Raw genomic sequence first — 18,370 nt, 5'->3', positions numbered from 1 at the left:
CTCCGCAACCGGCTCAACCTCAGCGACAACCTCGACCTCGGCCTCCGGCTCCTCAACAGCAACCGGCTCAGCCTCAACCTCGGCCGCAGCCTCCGCAACCGGCTCAACCTCAGCGACAACCTCGACCTCGGCCTCCGGCTCCTCAACAGCAACCGGCTCAGCCTCAACCTCGGCCGCAGCCTCCGCCTCGGCAACGACCTCCACAACAACGTCAGCCGTCACCTCGGCAACGACCTCCGCAACCGGCTCGGCCACCACCTCGGCCGCAGCCTCAGCGGCAGGCTCTTCCGCAACAACGTCAGCCGCCACCTCGGCAACCGGCTCGGTCTCTGCCTCAACCTCAGCCTCCGGCTCAACCTCCGCCTCGGCAACGTCCTCCCCGGCCGGCTCGGCCTCGGCGACAACCTCGACCTCGGCCCCCAGCTCCTCGACAGCAACCGGCTCAGCCTCAACCTCAGCAGCGGGCTCCTCCGCAGCAGCCTCAACCTCCGCCTCCGCAACGGCCTCCGCCACCGGCTCCACCTCAGCGGTCGGCTCCTCGGCAGCAACCTCGGCCTCGGTCTCAGCCTCAGCAGCCGTCTCAACGGCGGAGCCCACGACCTCGTCCGTAGCCTGCCGCGGCCCCGCCGCGAGGGCTGCGCGGGCGGTCTGGTGGCGGTCGTAGGCGGCCAGCGCAGCGTCCTTGTCGGCTTGGCGCTCCGTCAGTTCCTCCAGCAGCTCCGTCAGCCCCTGCTCGGCGAGTTCGAGGCGGAGCTGGCGGAGGGTGGAGAGGCGGTAGAGGGTGCCTTCGTCGGCGGCGAGGCGGTCGACGAGGTCGGCGAGTTCGCCGAGCGGGAGGGAGTCGAGGGCGCGCTCGGGGAGGAGGCGGGCGAGCGAGCGGACGGCGTCGGCGAGGGAGTCGACGACGTTGGCCGTCTCGGTCAGCAGTGCGCCGTCCACCGGCACGGAGGGCCGCGAGGACCCGGCGACGTCCGCGGCGAGCGCCTTCCAGTCCCGGTGGGCGGCCGCGGCGGCGACGAGCGCGGCGTGCAGCTCGGTGCGGCCGGGGGCGCGGGTGCCGGCGGGGGTGAGGGCGCGGGCCTGGCCGCGCAGCACGCGGCGGCGGTTCCAGCCGAGCTTGATGCCCTGGTCCTTGCGGTAGGTGCTGGTGCCGGTGGCGGCGGCGAGCTGCGGCAGGTCGTGCTCGTAGACCTCGGTGCGCAGCGTCGCGGCGGTGGCGTGGACGCGCTGGAGCAGGTCGAGCAGGGTGGTGAGGCCGCCGAGGGTGTCGGGGATGCGCAGGCCGGCCTTGTCGGCGATGGCGTTGGCGGCCTTTCCGACGGCGCGGGTGTCGCGGCTGCGGAGTTCGGCGAGGACGGTGGACGCGGCGCGGGCGTCCTCGGGGCCGGTGAGGGTCTCGGCGGCTTCCAGCCAGGGGTTGGTCTCGGGGTTGAGCGCGAAGCCGCCCTGGTCGGCGAACCGGCCGAGCTCCTCACGGGTGCTCTGGCGGGTCTCGCCGTCCGTCGCGGACGCGGTCGTCGCGGACGCGGTCTCGGACGCGGCGTCGTCGGCGTCGTTCAGGGTGCGCACTGTCATGTGAAGTCCGGTTCGTGGCGTGTGGCGGGCAGGGGTGCGGGTGGGGTGGTTGCGGCGGCGGTGGCGTCGCGGTAGGCCAGAATACGGGTGCGCGTTCGACGCTTGCAGCACCTGACCCCGTGAATTGCCGGGCCGCGCTGGACCGGTGGCGTCGGGCCGGGGCCCGCTCGCGTGGTCCGTACGGTAGGGAGCGCCACCGACAGTACGCCTTTCCGGGGTGGCGGGCGGGGGCCGGGGCGGGTCACCGGGGGGCTCCCGGAACGAAGCGCCGCAGTTCGGTGAGGCCGACGGGCCGCTGGTAGTCGCGCAGGGGGGTGCGGTGCCACCAGGCGCCGGTGTCGCGCAGTTCGGGGCCGGTGGTGAAGCGGTAGCGGTACAGGCGGGCCCGGATCAGGGCGGGCGGGGTGCCGGGGAACGGGTTGTGGCGCAGCAGGCGCAGGGTGTCCGGGTCGTTGACGAGGAGGCGGGCGAGCAGCGGCAGGAACCAGGGCCGGGCGTAGGCCGGGGAGATGGCGGCGAACCACATCAGCCAGTCCAGGCGCAGGTGGTAGGGCGCGAACTGCCGTGGCAGCCGTCGCAGTTCGCCGGGTTTGCCGCGGAACTCGTACGCGCGCCAGCCGTGCACCCCTTCCACGTCCCGGGTGCCTTCGAGGACGATCTCGTGGCGCACCCGGTTGACGGACCCGAACGCGCCGTAGGTGTTGACGAGGTGCAGCGGGTCGAAGGAGCGGTTCATCTGCTGCCGGGAGGAGAGCAGGTTGCGCGCGGGCTGCCAGGAGCGGACCGCAACGAGCAGCGTGTAGAGCGCCACCAGGGCCTGGTACCAGGCGGGTTGGGCGGGGTAGTGCGGGTCGGGGGCGATCGGCAGGACGCGGCGCAGGGTGCCGGTGTCGAGGGCGCCGAGGGCGACGGCGACGGTGAGCCAGTTCAGCCAGGCGAAGTTGCCGGAGGCGATCAGCCACAGCTGGGTGGCGATCATCAGCAGGGCGGCGTCGGAGGCGATCGGCTGTGGAAGGAACAGGCCGAAGGGGACGACGAGTTGGACGAAGTGGTTGGCGGCGGCCTCGACCTTGTGCAGGGGCCGGGGCAGGTGGTGGAAGAACCAGCTGAGCGGGCCGGGCATGGGCTGGGTCTCGTGGTGGTGGTAGAGGCAGGTGAGCTTGCGCCAGCATTCGTCGCCGCGCCATTTGATCAGTCCGGCGCCGAACTCGACGCGGAACAGCAGCCAGCGCAGCAGCCACATGCCGAGGACGGGCGGCGCGGTGGCCGCGTTGCCGAGGAGGACGGCGAGCGCGCCGGCTTCGAGCAGCAGGGATTCCCACCCGAAGGCGTACCAGGTCTGCCCGACGTTGACGATCGACAGGTAGAGCGCCCAGAGGAGTGCCCACAGGGCCATCGCGACGCCGAGCGGCACCTGGTTCGCCGCTCCGGCGAGTAGCGCGGCGGCGAGCGCGGCGCCGGTCCACGCGACGGTGGCGTAGAGGCGGTCGCTGTAGTGCCAGTGGAACAGGCTGGGGGCGTGGCGCAGTGGGACGCGGGCGACGAAGCGCGGGATCGGGAGCAGGCCGCGGCTGCCCAGCAGGGCGCGGAACTGGCGTGCGGCGGCGAGGAATCCGCACAGGTAGACGAGGGCGAGCAGGCGCAGGAACAGCTCGCGGGCGAGCCGGTACTCGGGGGCGGCGAACCATGCCATGCGGCCGCTCCTCGGGTCGGCTGCGCTCGGCCGCCCCCATGCCTACCATCCGCGGCGGCCGGGGTGGGGCCGGTTGGGGGTGCGGTGGTGCGCCGGTTCATCCGGTCGGCCCTGCCCGGCGTGCGCGATCGGGCTTCTGCCCGTATCGGCTGCTGAAACCCCCTGCCGGGCGCGGGCGGAGTGTGGTGTCATTCCGCCGAACCCCTGTCAGGAGTAAGAGAAGGAGACGCACATGTCCGCGACCTCTCCGCAGCCCGCCGCCGATCCCGACTGTCCGCGACCCGGCTCATCCCCCGGCTCGATCCCCGACGCGTCCCCCGCCTCACCCCCCGTCAAATCCCCCGCCTCGTCGGCCGATTCGCCCCGCTCCGGCACCCGCCCGGCCGGGCTGGGGGCGGCGGTCTGGGGTGCGTTGGGCATCGTGTACGTGGTGTGGGGATCGACCTATCTGGCGATCCGGGTGGTGGTGGAGACCATGCCGCCGCTGCTGTCGGGCGCGCTGCGGTTCGCGGCGGCCGCGGTGCTGCTGGCGGCGGGGCTGGCGGCCCGCCGGGGGATCCAGACGCTGCGGGTGACGTGGCGTCAATTCGCTTCCGCCGCACTGGTGGGCGTGCTGCTGCTGTGCGGCGGCAACGGCATGGTGGTGCTGGCGGAGCGGACCGTCCCGTCGGGGCTGGCGGCGCTGATGGTGGCAAGTGTGCCGCTGTGGGTGGTGCTGCTGCGCCGGGCGTTCGGGACCAGGACCGGCCCGGCCACGCTGGCGGGCGTGCTGCTCGGCCTGGCGGGCCTGGCGGTGCTGACCGCGCCGGGCCTGACCGGCCAGGTGGGGCTGACCGGGCTGCTGCTGGTGGTGGTCGGCGCCGTGGTGTGGGCGCTCGGCTCGGTGCTGGCGGGCCGGCTGCCGATGCCGGCCGACCCGTTCGTGGCGAGCGTGTACGAGATGCTGGCGGGCGCGGTGGGTGCGTTCGCGCTGGCGTTGCTGCGCGGCGAGCCGGGCGGTTTCGATCCGGCGGCGGTGTCCACCGCGTCCTGGGTGGGGCTGGGGTACCTGGTGCTGTTCGGCTCCATCGTCGCGTTCACGTCTTATGCCTGGCTGCTTCAGCGCGCACCGCTGCCACTGGTCGCCACCTACGCGTACGTCAATCCGGTGGTGGCCGTGTTCCTCGGGTGGCTGTTCCTCTCCGAGGCTCTGACCTGGCCGATCCTGCTCGGCGGCGCGATAGTGGTCGGCGGGGTGTTCCTGGTGGCCCGCAACGAGCGCTGAAAGCTCCGCAGACCAACCGTCCGGCAATTCTTCAAGAAGGTAACGACTTGATCCCACCACCCTGACCAATGATTTACTTCTTGACGACAAATGATGGGTGGGCTTGACTCCCCTTCACTCTCGCCGCAACGACGCGGCGCTCTCAGGGAGGCACCACCCACCATGAATTCGATGACGCGTCGACTCGTCATCGGCACGGCCGCCGTGTCGATGACGATGTCGCTCGCCGCCTGCGGAAGCGACAAACCCTCGTCCTCGGGCAGCCAGGCGATCGGCCTGCTGCTGCCCGAACGCGCTTCCTCCACCCGGTACGAGGCGTTCGACAAGCCGCTGATCGAGGCCCAGGTCAGCGGCCTGTGCACCAAGTGCACCGTCGACTACGCCAACGCCGACGGCGACGAGACGGCGCAGAAGCAGCAGTTCGACGCGCTGCTCGCCCGCGGCGTCAAGGTGATCCTGCTCGACCCGGTGAACGCCGCCGTCACCGCCCCGTGGGTGGAGCAGGCCGCCAAGAAGGGCACCAAGGTCATCGCGTACGACCGGCTGGCCGCCGGCAATGTCGCCGCGTACATCTCCTTCGACAACAAGCGCACCGGCGAACTCCAGGGCCAGGCCCTGCTGGACGCGCTGGGCAACAAGGCGGCCGGCGCCGAGGTCGTGATGATCAACGGCTCGGAGGCCGACCCGAACGCGGCCGACTTCAAGGCCGGCGCGCACCACGCGCTGGACAGCAAGGTCAAGCGGATCGCCTACGAGCAGTCCGGCGAGTGGAAGCCCGAGGTGGCCGCCGCCAAGGTCAACGAGGCGATCAACAGGCTCGGCAAGAACGGCTTCCAGGCCGTCTACTCCGCCAACGACGGCATGGCCGGCGCGATCATCGAGGAACTGCACAAGGCCGGGCGCACCGACGTCCCGGTCGGCGGGCAGGACGCCTCGCTGGAGGCCGTCCGACGGATCCTCACCGGCGAGCAGGCCTACACCATCTACAAGCCGTACCAGCCGGAGGCCGAGGCCGCCGCCAACATGGCGGTCTACCTGGTCAAGGGCATCGACGTCACCTCGGTGGCCGCCACGATGACCGACTCGGGCGGCCGCCAGATCCCGTCCATGCTGCTCAGCCCGGTGGTCGTCACCAAGGCGAAGGTCGCCGAGACGATCGTCGCGGCCGGCCTGTACAAGGCCGACGAGATCTGCACCCCGCAGTTCGCGCAGGCCTGCCGGGCCGCGAACATCCCCGGCAACTACTGACCGGGAGGGCCGCGCCGGCGTCCAGTGCGGGGACGTCGGCTCGGCCCGCTCTCCGCTCCGTCACCTGGCCGGCAGGCGCCCCGGGGGTGGCTCGCAGATCACAGGACGGCGGCGAACCGGAGGCCCGGTATCCAAGCGTCCGTTCGCCGTGGTCCACTGGGCATCTTGCCGAGCGAGGGGAGCGTGCGACATGATCCTGGACCTTGATTTTCAGACCGACTACTTCCGGGCCGCCGACGAGACGGCCGTGCGGACGGTGATGGCCGACAAGGAGGCCAAGCCCGCCGAGTCGTTCGAATCCGTACGGGCCAAGCGGGTGGACCCGACCACGGTGCTGCGCCGACTGGTCGCCGCCATCGAAACGAAGGAGTTCGAGGCCGGCGGCGCACCCGACCGGTCGATCTGGCCGACCGGACCGCAGCCCTGGGTGACCGGGGACGGGCCGGTCACCGAGATCGACCAGGAGGACCCCTGGATGACCGGGCCCTGGGTGGTGCAACTGTCCGACGAGACCCGCGACGCCCTCGCCACCATCGAGCGCAAGCGGCTGCCCGAACTCGCCGCCCGCTGGGCCCGCGCCGAGGAGCTCCGGCCCCTGCCGACCGCCGAACTCCTCCAGCTGATCCACCGCCTGGGCGTCCTCGCCCGCCGTGCCAAGAAGGCCGAGCAGCACCTGTACTGCTGCCTCTCCGGCTGAACCGGTGTCCGAACTCGAGTTCTTCCGCGCCCCGAGCGCCGCCGCCGTCCTCACCACCCTCGGCGGCGGCCCCGCGCTGCCCGCGCCCGGCGGCCAGTGGTCCAGGTGGGCCACCGCGCGCTCCTGCGCAGGCCCACCCGACCCACGAGACCGTCAGTGGGCGAACTCCAGCAGCGCGATGCCGGTCAGGACGGTGGCGCTGGCGGCCAGCCGGAGGGTGCCGAGGCGTTCGCGCAGGACGAGGGTGCCGATCAGGGCGGCGATCACGATGGAGGTCTCCCGCAGGGCGGCGATGGTGGGCAGGTCGCCGACGGTCTGGGCCCACACCACCAGGCCGTAGGCGGTGAGCGACATCAGGCCGCCGGCCACCGCCGCGGTGCGGCCCTCGCGCATGGCGGGCAGCAGGGTGCGGCCGCGGACGGCGAGGACGGCCAGGCCCTGGAGGAGGAACATCCAGGCGATGTAGCCACCGGCGGAGGCCGAGGCCCGTACCCCGCTGCCGTCCGCGTCTCCCCCCGACAGCTCCCCGACCGTCCACTTGTTCAGACAACTTAGCGTGCGGCCCCGCCCATCGACCCCTGCCCCGGTGGCCCGCCCGGTCGCGGCCGGGCCAGACTGGGCGGATGCCCGAACTCCCCGAAGTACAGGCGCTCGCCGAGTGGATGACCGCCCTCTGCGCCGGACGCGTGCTGGAGCGCGTGGACGTGCTGTCGATCCCCGCCCTGAAGACCTTCGACCCGCCGGTCCAGGCGCTCACCGGACGGGCCGTCAGCGGCGTCACCCGGCACGGCAAGTTCCTCGACCTGGCCACCGACGGCGGCCCGCACCTGGTGGTGCACCTGGCCCGGGCGGGCTGGGTGCACCGGCGCGAGTCCTTCCCCGCCAAGCCGCCGAGCCGCCGCGGTCCGCTCGCGCTGCGGCTGGTGCTGGACGACGGCAGCGGCTTCGACCTCACCGAGCAGGGCACCACCAAGCGGCTCGCGGCCTACGTGGTGACGGACCCTCGGCAGGTTCCCGGCATCGCCCGCCTCGGCCCCGACGCGCTCACTCTCACCCCGGAGCAGCTCGCCGCCCTCGCCGCCGGGGCCCGGCACCGGCTGAAGACCTTCCTCACCGACCAGAGCGTGCTGGCCGGGATCGGCAATGCCTGGTCCGACGAGATCCTGCACACCGCCAAGCTCTCCCCCTACGCGCTGGCGGCCTCCCTGGACGCCGGACAGCTGGCCCGGCTGCACGCCGCCATCGGGCACGAACTCGGCCGCGCCCTGGAGCGGTTGCGGGCGGCCCCGGCCGGCGGGCTGAAGCCCGAGAAGAGGGCCGGTCTGGCGGTGCACGGCCGGGAGGGCGAGCGCTGCCCGGTGTGCGGGGACACGGTGCGCTCGGTGAACTTCGCCGACTCCTCGCTCCAGTACTGCCCGACCTGCCAGACCGGCGGACGGGTGCTGGCCGACCGGCGGCTGTCCCGGTTGCTCAAGTGACGCTTCACGTTCACCGGCCGGGATGCTCGAAGCTGCTCGAACATGGCTATGATCAAGCACTTTCAGTCAGCCAAGTCTTCTCGGGGCGTCCCTCATGATTCTCACCGTCACACCGAATCCGGCGTTGGACGTCACCTACTCCGTCCCCCACATCCGCCCGTACACCAGCCACCGGATCACCGGGACGGCCACCCAGGCCGGCGGCAAGGGCGTCAACGTGGCCCGGGTGCTCACCGCGCTCGGCCACCCGGCCCGCTGCGTCCTGCCGCTCGGCGGCCCCACCGGCGAGGCGGTGCGCGCCGAACTCGCCGCCGCCGGGCTCGACCACGCCGCCGTCCCGGTCGCCGGCGACACCCGCCGCACCGTGGCCGTGGTGGACACCGCCGACGCCACCATGTTCAACGAGCCCGGCCCGGTGCTCGCCGCCGCCGAGTGGGACGCCCTGCTCGCCGAGACCGAACGCCATCTCCCGCAGGCCGCCGTCCTGGTCCTCTCCGGCAGCCTCCCGCCCGGCGCCCCCGCCGACGGCTACGCCCAACTCGTCACCCTTGGGCGCGGCTTCGGCATCCCCGTGGTGCTCGACGCGGACGGCCCCGCGTTGCTCGCCGCGCTGCCCGCCCGCCCCACCGCGATCAAGCCGAACGCCGCCGAACTCACCGCCGCCACCGGCCTGCCCGACCCGCACGACGCCGCCCGCACCCTGCTCCGCCGCGGCGCCGAGTCCGTGCTCGCCTCGCTCGGCCCCGACGGCCTGCTCGCCGTGGACGCCCACGGCGCGTGGCGCTGCGCCCCGGCCTCCCCCGTCACCGGCAACCCCACCGGCGCCGGCGACTCCGCCGTCGCCGCCCTCGCCGCCGGCCTGTCCGGCAACGCCGGCTGGTCCGCGATCCTCCCCGACGCGGTGGCGCTGTCCGCCGCCACCGTCCTGCACCCCCGGGCCGGCCACTTCGACGGCGACGCCTACCGCCGCCTGCGCCAGTGCCTGACCGCCACCCGCCTCGGCGCGGGGGTATCCCCCTTCACCTGGTAACTTTCCTCCCTCGCACGCCCGTTGACGGGAAATCCGGTCGAGCCCGCCGCCCGGCGGGCCCTACCCTGACCGCCATGCCCTCCGTCAAAACCTCCTACGTCTGCCTGCCCTGCCGCGCTTCCTGGAAGCAGCCCTACCGCGAGCTGTACGAGCGGCACGACCGCCGCTGCCCGCGCTGCGCCGAGCCGCTGATCCACGTGGGCTCCGCCTTCGCCGCACCCCGGCGGCGCGACACCGCCGCCTGGCGGACCCTGTCGGTCCTGCTGAACGCCGGAATCCGCTTCCACAAGGGCTGCTGCGGCGGCCCCGGTTACCGCCCGCGCACCCTCGGCGAGGTGCGCGAGCGGATGACCCACGCCCGGCGCACGGGCGAGCCCTTCGCGCGGGCGCTGGTGCGTCCCGAACTGCCGTAGCGCCCGAGGCGGGCGTGGCGGCGCCGGGGGCCGTGGTGCCGGCCGGCCTCTGACGGCACCTCGGACCCGTCAGCCGCGCGTGACGCACGTTCACTCGTCCGATGGATTGGGCCGAATGGTTCGGGAACGTACATTTGCTGCACCGGGACGTTCCCCCGAACGGGTGCATTCGCCGTCCCGGCCACCCCGAAGACTGCCTGCCCGCCCGCGCGAGACCGACGCATGCCCGTCGGCGCGAAGACTCTCGGGAGGAACCATGAACGCAGCCGCCAGCTGGGACGACATCCTGGTCCGGGACAACTTCCAGGACCTCGGACAGACCCCCACCGCCGACCCGGTCTGGGAGTCCCCGGACATCGTCCCCTTCGGCAGCGACATCCTCGACTTCGACCTGCTGGAGTCCAGCTACAACGGCCCGGACCTCGGAATTCGCCATCCCATCGTGCAGGGCAGGCTCAACCGCATCTACGTCCGCGGAAAGAACCTGCGGACCAGCTGCCCCAGCTCCGGCAACGTCAGGCTCTACTTCGCCCCCGGCGGGCTGCTCCTGGACCCGCGGGCCTGGACCCCGATCCCCGCGGAGGGCGGCGGCACCAGCGTGCCGTTCACCGTCCGCGGCGGCTCCAGGGAGATCCCGCCCGGGAAGATCTGCGTCAGCAGATCCGCCTTCCTCTTCCCGAGCGACACACCGCCGGGCCACTACTGCACGATCACCACCGTGGACACCCCCGCCCACCCGATGTCCGCGACGCTGCCCACCTTCAGCTCGCTCGTCGACTACCTGAACTGGGTCAGGTACAACCCCAACGTCGGCTGGCGCAACATCGACGTGATCCCGTGCCGGCAGACCAGCTACGTCCTCGCCAACCTGGCGATCTGCAACCTGAACAACACCCCGACCCGGTTCGTCTTCGGAATCTCCGGCACCGACCTGCCGGACGGCACCGCGACCTTCTCCAACACCGACCAGCAGGCCCCGTTCAGCCTGACGGCGCAGGTCTACTCGCCCGGTACCGACGAGGGGTACACGCGCTCGATCCTGCTGCCCGCCAACTACTCCGGCACCGTCACGGTCGCGGTCCGGTTCGACCAGCCCCTCCCGTGCGACGCCCGGATCGTGCTGCGGGCCTACAACCCGGTGACCAACAATCCCGGAGCGCTGGAACGGCGACTCGCCGTCCCGCTCACCGGCGTGCCGGAACTCGCGGACGCCCTGTTCCTCGAACTCGGCGCGTACACCTTCGTCGCCGCGGACACCGGCCCCTGACGCCAGCCGACCCTCAGTCAAGCCTGGGAGCCTCTCGGCCACTTGACGCCACATCATCAAATGTCACCCTCCGTAGGAGCAGAAAGGCGCACAGTCACGGAGCGTGATGTGAGGGAAACGCAAAGAGTCGGTATCGGTCTGTGATCAAAAAACCAACAGGCCATGAAAAACACCGTGAGAGCATGACCCCTCCGGGCACGCACCGCAGCCCGTGAACTGGGAGGATGCTCGATCCATGGCGCAGACCGACGGCGTGTCGGCCGGACCCAAGACCGACGCTGCCGCCGCCCCGGGCCGGCGGCCGAAGCCGCGTCGCCGGGGTCGGCGGGTTCTGCTGATCGGCGGCGGCGTGGTGCTGGCACTCGGTCTGGCCGTCGGCGGTACCGGGCTGTGGATGTACCGCCACCTGGAGGGCAACCTCGACACCGTCGACATCGACAAGGTGCTCGGCGAGGACCGGCCGGCCGCACTGCCCACCGGCGCGCAGGACATCCTGGTACTCGGTTCGGACTCCCGCAGCGGCGACAACGGCGAGCTGGCGGGCGGCGATGTGGGCGGCACCGCCCGCTCGGACACGGCGATGCTGGTGCACATACCGCAGGGCCGCGTCAACGCCACCGTGGTCAGCATCCCCCGCGACACCATGGTGGCCCGGCCGGCCTGCACCACCGCCGACGGCAAGCAGATCCCGGCCGCGCCCCGGGTGATGTTCAACTCGGTGTACACCACGGCCGGTCCGGCCTGCGTGGTGAAGACCGTCGAGACCATCACCGGCCTGCGGATGACCCACTACGTCGAGATCGACTTCGCCGGGTTCAAGGAACTCGTGGACGCGATGGGCGGCGTGGAGATCACCACCGACGTCGCCATCGACGACAAGTACAGCGGCCTGCACCTGCCCGCCGGCACCCACACCCTGGACGGCACCCAGGCGCTCGCCTTCGTCCGCACCCGGCACGGCATCGGCGACGGCAGTGACCTCGGCCGGATCGGCCTGCAGCAGAAGTTCCTGCTCTCCGTCCTCTCCCAGCTCCAGCGCAAGGGCACCCTCTCCAGCCCGACCAAGGCGTACGGGGTGGCGAACGCGGCCACCAAGGCGCTGACCACCGACACCGACCTCGGCTCGCTGAGCGGCCTGCTCGACTTCGCGCAGAGCATGAAGGGCCTGCAGCCCGAGCGGATGAAGACCGTGCTGCTCCCCGTGGTCACCGACCGGACCGACCACAACCGGGTGGTCGCCGACGAGCCCCGCGCGCAGAAGCTCTGGCAGGCGCTGCGCGAGGACAAGCCCGTCCCGGCCACCGCAGGCTGACGGAGGAGCGGATCCCGTGCGTGCCCACCGACCGAGGCTGAGCGTCGTCGTCCCGTTCCAGGACGTCGAGATGTACCTCGCCGAATGCCTGGAGTCCATCGCCCGGCAGTCGTTCCGCGACTTCGAGGTGATCCTGGTGGACGACGGCTCGACCGACGGCTCCACCGCGATCGCGCGGGCGATGTGCGCCCGGGACGCGCGGTTCCGGCTGATCCGGCAGGACGCGAACGGCCCGGGCCACGCCCGCAACACCGGCCTGCGCGCACTGCACCCCGAGGCCGAGTTCCTGGTGTTCGCCGACGGCGACGACGTGGTGCCCGAGCACGCCTACGAGACGCTGCTGCGCACCCTGGAGGAGTCCGGCTCGGACTTCGTCTCCGGCAACGTGCAGATGATGAACTCCACCAGGAAGTGGCAGTCTCCGCTGCACAAGGGCCCGATGGAGGCCAACCGGCGCGGCACCCACATCACCAGGTTCGAGAAGCTGATCTACGACCGCACGGTGTGGAACAAGCTGTTCCGGCGCAGCTTCTGGGACTACTACTACATCGAGTTCCCCGAAGGGGTCCTGTACGAGGACTCCTGGGTCAACATGTTCGCCCACTTCCGGGCGGCCAAGGTCGACACCATCACCGACGTCGTCTACTACTGGCGCCGCCGCGAGGGCAACGCCGCGCCCTCCATCACCCAGCGCCACCACGAGATCGACAACCTGCGCGACCGGGTCTCCGCCGTGCTGTCCGTCAGCCGCTTCCTCGGGCAGCACCGCTCGAAGAGCTTCGCCGAGTCCAAGCGCAAGTACGACCTGGCCTGCCTCACCTCCGACCTGATGCTCCACCTGAAGGCGCTGCCCGACGGCGACGAGGAGTACCGGCTCTCCTTCGTCCAGTGGACCAACGAGTTCCTCGACGAGGCCGGCGAGGACCTGATCGACGAACTGCCCGCCGAGGCCCGGGTGAAGTGGCTGCTGGTGCGCCGCCGCAAGCTCCAGGAGCTGCTCGACGTGGTCGAGTTCGAGCGGCGCGGCGGCCCGATGCCGGTCCAGCGCCGCTTCCACCGCTACCTCAAGTACCCGCACCTCGGCGACCGCCGGGTCGGCATCGGCCGCAAGGCGTACCGGCTCGGCAAGGAGCTGTCCCTGCACGGCTCGATCGGCGAAGTCCGCTGGGACGGCGACCGGTTGGAGCTCTCCGGCAGCGCCTACATCCGCTTCGTCAACGTCCACAAGCGGCACATGTCGGTCAAGGCCCTCGCCCTGCGCAACACCAAGCAGGACCGGATGCTGCTGGTCCCCACCCGCACCGTGTACGCCCCGCAGGCCACCGAGCACTCCAACCAGAACCGTTACTGCTACGACTGGTCGGGCTTCAGCGCGAGCTTCGACACCAACCGGCTCAAGCAGAAGGGCCAGTGGGTGGAAGGCACCTGGGACGTCGCCGCCGGCGTGCTCAGCCGCGGCCTGTTCCGCTACCGGGGCCTGGACCGCGGCAGCGTCGGCAGCGCCGCCAACCCGCCGTACCGGTATGTCGACAAGAACACCCGGGTGCTGCCGCTGTTCGTGCAGAACCGGCTCAAGCTCCGCGTCGAGGTGGTCCGTTGCCGGATCACCGGCCACCGCATCGTCGGCGACCGGCTCGAACTGCGCGGCGTCCACCTCGGCCCCAGCGTCCCCGAGAGCGGCGAGCTGCGCCTGGTCAGCCTCGGCGGCGCGGGCCGCACCCAGGCTCCCGTCCACTTCACCCCGGGCGGTGAGGGCTGGTGCACCTTCACCGTCCGCGTCCCGCTGCGCTCCCTGGTGCCCGCGCACCGCGGCGAGGGCGCCGACCAGGCCGTTCCGCAGTCCTGGGACCTCGGCGCCAACGGCTGGAAGACCACCTTCCATGTCGCCGGACGCAAGCTGACGATGTATCCGGTGATGGCCGAGAACACCCCCGACGGCCACCACCGCCTCCCCGGCAGCCTGCAGACCGCCGAGGGCGACCGCGAACTCGTGGTCCACCGCAACGGCTCCGGCTACCTGGTGCTGTTCGAGCGCGCCACCCTCCCGCTGGTCACCCGCCACGCCTGGGAGGACGACGGCACCCTGGAGCTCGTCGGCCGCTACCCCGCCCTGCACCTGGTCCCCGCCGAGCGGCGCCACCAGGTCCACCTGGTGCTGCGCTCGCGCGCCCAGGGCACCGAACGCGTCGTCCCGCTCGACCTGATCGGCGAGCACTTCCGGGCCCGCTTCGCCCCCGCCCGGATCCGCACCCTGGCCGGCACCGTCCCGCTCGCCGCCGGCCGCTGGGACCTCTACCTGCGCCGCCAGGACCCCGCCCGCACCGCACCGGCCGACCGCCTGCCCGACCTGATGCTCAAGCTGGAGCAGGACGTCATCCCCGGCCTCCCGCAGGCCGTGGAGAGCGACGGGCGCGGCTACGAGATCCAGGCCGAAAGCTACGACCGGCTCTCGCTCCAGGTCCACTCCGCGATGCCCGACCACGCCCGCGGCCCCTACCGGCAGAAGCTGCTGCGCACCAAGGCCTACCCCGCCGCCCGCCAGCAGCCCGTCCGGCCCGCCGTGCTGTTCGATGCCTTCAAGGGCACCCAGTACTCCGACAGCCCGCGCGCCGTCCACGAGGAACTGGTGCGCCGCCGCGTGCCGTTGGAGCACCTGTGGGTGGTCAGGGACGACCAGGTGGACGTCCCCGACACGGCCCGCGCCGTGCGCATGTGGTCGCCCGAGTGGTACGAGGCGCTCGCCACCAGCCGCTACGTCGTGGCCAACAACCACCTGCCGGACTGGTTCCGCAAGCGCCCCGGCCAGGTCGTCGTGCAGACCTGGCACGGCACCCCGCTGAAGAAGATCGGCCACGACATCGAGGCCGTCCACTTCGCCGACAAGCGCTACCTGGAACGCCTGGCCACCGAGGTCGAGAACTGGGACCTGCTGGTCTCCCCGAACACCTTCTCCACCCCGATCCTGCGCCGCGCCTTCGGCTTCCCCGGCGAGATCGTCGAATGCGGCTACCCGCGCAACGACGTGCTGCGCCGCCCGGACACCGGGCACCGCGCCGCCGCGATCCGCCGCCGGATCGGCATCCCCGAGGGCAAGCGGGTCGTCCTGTACGCCCCCACCTGGCGCGACGACCAGTACTACGCGCCCGGCCGGTACAAGCTCGACTTCCGGATCGACCTGGACGACGCCCGGGCCCGGCTCGGCGCGGACCACGTGCTGCTGGTCCGCCGCCACCCCAACGTCGTGGACCCCGTCCCCGGCGCGGGCGACGGCTTCGTCCACGACGTCTCCGACTACCCCGACATGGCCGACCTGTCGCTGATCACCGATGTGATGATCACCGACTACTCCTCGCTGATGTTCGACTTCGTCAACACCGGCCGGCCCATCCTGTTCTTCACCTACGACCTGGAGCACTACCGCGACACCCTGCGCGGCTTCTACTTCGACTTCGAGACCAGCGCCCCCGGGCCGCTGCTCGCCGAGTCCGCCCAGCTGATCACCGCGATCCGCCACGCCGACGGGGTGCGGGCCCGCTACGCCGAGCGCTACCGGCGCTTCCAGCACGACTACTGCGACCTCGACGACGGCCGCGCCTCCGCCCGGCTGGCCGACCGGCTGCTGATCGCCGGCGGCGACCTCGACGCGCCGGCCCCTGCGGCCGCGCCCCGGCACGACCCGGGCGTCCACGACACCTTCGAGGGCGTCCCCTGGCCGCTGCCCGTCGGCCTCACCGCCCCCACCGACCCCGACGGAGCCGCCGCCCGGCTCCGCGACCTGCAGCACATGCGCAGAGGAACGGACCCCCACCGTGTCTGACAAGTCCCGCACCCGCCCCGTCGTCGAGGGCCGGGACGAGAGCGGGCCCGTCCCCGTCGAGTACCGGTTCAGCCACGCCCGCAACGGCACCCGGCACCTCGTCGTGGTGTTCGCCAACTTCTCCGCCCCGCAGGACTACGGCTTCTCCAACGGCGTCCTCGACCAGGTCCGCGCCAACATCCTGTGGATCCGCGACCGGTTCGACGGCGGCAACACCTACTACCTGTGCAGGAACATGGACTTCGGCGTCGAGCACGCCGTCGCCGCGCTCATCGCCAGGTTCGTCCACGCCCTCGGCCTCACCGCCGACCAGGTCACCATGTTCGGCGGCTCCAAGGGCGGCACCGCGGCCCTCCAGTTCGCGCTGCGGCACGGCTACGGCAACGTCATCGCCGTCGTCCCGCAGTTCCTCGTCGGCACCGACCTCTACGAACACCGGCCCGCCACCGCCGCCCTGATGATGGGGCAGGTGACGCCCGAGAAGGTCGCCGTCCTCGACGCGGTGCTGCCCGAACTGGTCGCCACCACCCCGTACCGGCACACCAACGTCTACCTCGTCACCTCGCCCCAGGACGAGCACTACCCGCGCCAGCTCGCCCCGTTCGTCGAACTGTTCCGCGACTATCCGAGCTTCCACCTGGTGTACAACGACTCCCCGCTGATCACCGGCCACAACACCGTCACCCCGCGCACCCTGCCGTCCGTCATGGCACTGCTCAACCTGCTCGTCGCCAGCATCACCCCGCGCCTCGGCCAGGTCCGCACCGGCGGCGAACAACCCGACCGGGACACCACCGCGATCGACGCGCTGCTCGCCGGCACCGACCGCTTCCCCCCGCCCCGGGTCGACTTCCCCGCGCCCGGAACCACCGTCCCCGGGCACGCCGTCGCCATCGGCGGCCACGCCCCCGGCGCGGCGCGGGTCAGCATCTGGCTGAGCGGCAAGTACATGGGCTCCGGGCCGACCGACGCCGCGGGCCGCTGGGAACGCCGCTTCACCCTCCCCTGGGAAGCCGGCCAGTACACCCTCAAACTGTTCGGCGTCGCCGCCGACGGCGAGCAGAGCACCCGCACCGAGCACACCCTCACCGTCACCGAGCCCGCCCCACCGCTGCCCGCGCCCGTCGTCACCGACCCCGCCGACCAGAGCTACGTGCCCGGCCCCGCCGTCCGGCTGACCGGTTACGCCCCGGACGGCGCCGACCGGGTCGAACTCGCCATCGGGGAGCACCCGCTGGGCACCGCACCCGTCCAGGACGGCCTGTGGAGCTGGCAGCCCGCCTGGGAGTGGCGCGGCGGCGGACACACCGTCGAGATCCGCGCCACCGCCCCCGACGGCCGCGTCTCGGCGCCCGGCCAGGTCACCTTCGTGGTGGCCGGTGCGCTCGCCCGCGACGCCGACTTGCAGCAGCGGTACGGCGGTTGACGCTCCCCCTCAGAGCGCGGCAGCGACGCTGAGCAGCTGCGCCCGGTGGTCGGAGAAGCCGGTGTCCACCAGGGAGCAGCCGTGCCGGGGCAGCGCGGTGAACAGGTAGTCCAGCTTGAGCCCGTTCTCGTGGGTGGGCGCGAAGCCGCTGCGCTGGTCCGGCGCGCGCTGGGCGCACTCCTGGACGGTGTCGAAGTAGGCCGCCGGCCAGATCCAGGCGTCCTTGTAGTGCGGGCCGGGCGGCGAGGAGTTGAAGTCGCCGCCGAACACCGAGCCGTCCGTCCCGGCCGCCTCGATCAGCGCCGAGAGCTGGTCGTCGCGGAGCTCGGCAGCGCGGTCGGACCGGTCGGCGGGCGGCAGCGAGAGGTGCGCGACGCACAGCCGCAGGCCCGCGCCGCTCGTGGCGGCGGCGGTGGTGGCGGTGGCGGTTGCGGCGGTGGCGGTGGCGGTGGCGGTGGCACACAGGATGCCGCGGCGCAGGCCGTGCTCGGGCTGGGGTGCGGCGACCGGCGCGACGTCCGTGAGCGGGGCGGCCGCCAGGATGCCGATGCCCACCTCGCCCCGTCCGCCGCCGCAGTCCACGGGCGTGCGGGCGCCCGTCGCGTCCGCCTGCTCGTACGGCTGGAAGGCGAGCTGCCAGTCGGCGCCGAGCCCGGCCCGGGCCCGGTCCAGGTCGCCCCGGCAGGCCTCCTGCACCAGGATCACCCGGGCCCCGTGCTCCTTCGCCAGCGAGCGCAGCACGCCGGCCTTCTGCTCACCGCCGCCGTACTCGCCGCAGCCCCAGGCGCTCACCCCGCACATGTTCCAGGTCGCCACCGTCAGCCGCGGCCCGCCCGCCCCGAGCGCCGACTCCGCCCCGTGCCGCACGGCGGGCACCAGCCCGAGCAGCAGCACCCCCGCCGCCGCGCCCAGCAGCATCCGCAGGCGGCGCCGCACCGGAGGCCCCGGGACAGTGGCGTTGTTGGGCGGCACGACATCCCCCGAGCGCTGAACGGTGAAGGCGCCCAGCATAACTTTGCCCCCGAACCACCCTTCGCCCGGTGCTGCGATCGCTAAGGGCGTCCGCCAGTAGGTCATCGGATGCGTGGGCTTCGAGGGCGGGTGTTCCAGCGGTAGAGGGTCCAGGCGTGTCGGATCAGGCAGCGGACCG

14 protein-coding genes are annotated in these 18,370 nt (G+C 72.3%); 10 read left to right on the top strand and 4 right to left on the bottom strand.

The window, feature by feature from the left end:
• Both ACZ6R9_RS10605 and ACZ6R9_RS10600 read right to left on the bottom strand, forming a co-directional pair.
• On the bottom strand, window positions 1-1,686 hold a 1,686-nt coding region (locus ACZ6R9_RS10605; RefSeq protein ID WP_465537745.1), incomplete at its 3' end, for a hypothetical protein.
• A 130-nt stretch (window positions 1,687-1,816) separates the two neighbouring features.
• Window positions 1,817-3,268 carry a lipase maturation factor family protein gene (locus ACZ6R9_RS10600; RefSeq protein ID WP_380488484.1) on the bottom strand — a complete coding sequence of 484 codons (1,452 nt, stop codon included), beginning with the start codon at window positions 3,266-3,268 and terminating at the stop codon, window positions 1,817-1,819.
• Between the two features lie 232 nt (window positions 3,269-3,500).
• On the opposite strand from ACZ6R9_RS10600, the gene ACZ6R9_RS10595 reads away from it, so the two are divergent.
• The 3 genes from ACZ6R9_RS10595 to ACZ6R9_RS10585 all read left to right on the top strand — a co-directional run bounded on the left by ACZ6R9_RS10595 (window position 3,501) and on the right by ACZ6R9_RS10585 (window position 6,477).
• Window positions 3,501-4,532 carry an EamA family transporter gene (locus tag ACZ6R9_RS10595; RefSeq protein ID WP_465537743.1) on the top strand — a complete coding sequence of 344 codons (1,032 nt, stop codon included), beginning with the start codon at window positions 3,501-3,503 and terminating at the stop codon, window positions 4,530-4,532.
• Window positions 4,533-4,694: 162 nt separating this feature from the next.
• The gene (locus ACZ6R9_RS10590) at window positions 4,695-5,780 is read left to right on the top strand and encodes a sugar ABC transporter substrate-binding protein (protein WP_380488480.1); all 1,086 of its coding nucleotides are present in this window, start codon (window positions 4,695-4,697) and stop codon (window positions 5,778-5,780) included.
• A 190-nt stretch (window positions 5,781-5,970) separates the two neighbouring features.
• Entirely contained in the window at window positions 5,971-6,477 is a 507-nt protein-coding gene (locus ACZ6R9_RS10585) for a hypothetical protein (protein WP_380488478.1), read from the top strand.
• A gap of 153 nt (window positions 6,478-6,630) precedes the next feature.
• Here ACZ6R9_RS10585 and ACZ6R9_RS10580 read toward each other — a convergent pair whose 3' ends face one another.
• Window positions 6,631-6,930, bottom strand: a complete 300-nt coding sequence (locus tag ACZ6R9_RS10580; protein ID WP_465537740.1) for an EamA family transporter — start codon at window positions 6,928-6,930, stop codon at window positions 6,631-6,633.
• A 170-nt stretch (window positions 6,931-7,100) separates the two neighbouring features.
• Here ACZ6R9_RS10580 and ACZ6R9_RS10575 point away from each other — a divergent pair, with 170 nt between their 5' ends.
• The 7 genes from ACZ6R9_RS10575 to ACZ6R9_RS10545 all read left to right on the top strand — a co-directional run bounded on the left by ACZ6R9_RS10575 (window position 7,101) and on the right by ACZ6R9_RS10545 (window position 17,220).
• Window positions 7,101-7,955, top strand: coding sequence for an Fpg/Nei family DNA glycosylase (locus tag ACZ6R9_RS10575; protein ID WP_465537738.1), 855 nt, complete (start codon window positions 7,101-7,103; stop codon window positions 7,953-7,955).
• Window positions 7,956-8,049: 94 nt separating this feature from the next.
• Entirely contained in the window at window positions 8,050-8,985 is a 936-nt protein-coding gene (locus tag ACZ6R9_RS10570; RefSeq protein WP_380488472.1) for a 1-phosphofructokinase family hexose kinase, read from the top strand.
• A 74-nt stretch (window positions 8,986-9,059) separates the two neighbouring features.
• Window positions 9,060-9,398, top strand: coding sequence for a deoxyxylulose-5-phosphate synthase (locus ACZ6R9_RS10565; RefSeq protein WP_380488470.1), 339 nt, complete (start codon window positions 9,060-9,062; stop codon window positions 9,396-9,398).
• Between the two features lie 256 nt (window positions 9,399-9,654).
• Window positions 9,655-10,665 carry a hypothetical protein gene (locus tag ACZ6R9_RS10560; protein ID WP_465537735.1) on the top strand — a complete coding sequence of 337 codons (1,011 nt, stop codon included), beginning with the start codon at window positions 9,655-9,657 and terminating at the stop codon, window positions 10,663-10,665.
• A gap of 235 nt (window positions 10,666-10,900) precedes the next feature.
• Complete coding sequence (locus ACZ6R9_RS10555) at window positions 10,901-11,977, top strand: LCP family protein (RefSeq protein ID WP_465537733.1); 1,077 nt, start codon at window positions 10,901-10,903, stop codon at window positions 11,975-11,977.
• Window positions 11,978-11,993: 16 nt separating this feature from the next.
• Window positions 11,994-15,794, top strand: a complete 3,801-nt coding sequence (locus ACZ6R9_RS10550; protein WP_465537731.1) for a bifunctional glycosyltransferase/CDP-glycerol:glycerophosphate glycerophosphotransferase — start codon at window positions 11,994-11,996, stop codon at window positions 15,792-15,794.
• Entirely contained in the window at window positions 15,787-17,220 is a 1,434-nt protein-coding gene (locus tag ACZ6R9_RS10545) for a hypothetical protein (RefSeq protein ID WP_465537729.1), read from the top strand. The genes ACZ6R9_RS10550 and ACZ6R9_RS10545 overlap by 8 nt, the downstream gene beginning before the upstream one ends.
• A 9-nt stretch (window positions 17,221-17,229) precedes the next feature.
• On the opposite strand, the gene ACZ6R9_RS10540 is transcribed toward ACZ6R9_RS10545, so the two are convergent.
• Window positions 17,230-18,156 (bottom strand): endonuclease/exonuclease/phosphatase family protein, encoded by a 927-nt coding sequence (locus ACZ6R9_RS10540; protein ID WP_465537727.1) that lies wholly within the window; start codon window positions 18,154-18,156, stop codon window positions 17,230-17,232.
• Window positions 18,157-18,370 lie beyond the last annotated feature (214 nt).

The organism is Kitasatospora sp. NPDC048662, assembly GCF_055587065.1.
Note: the sequence above shows the minus strand (reverse complement) of the source record. Positions and strands in the feature narration are given on the sequence as shown.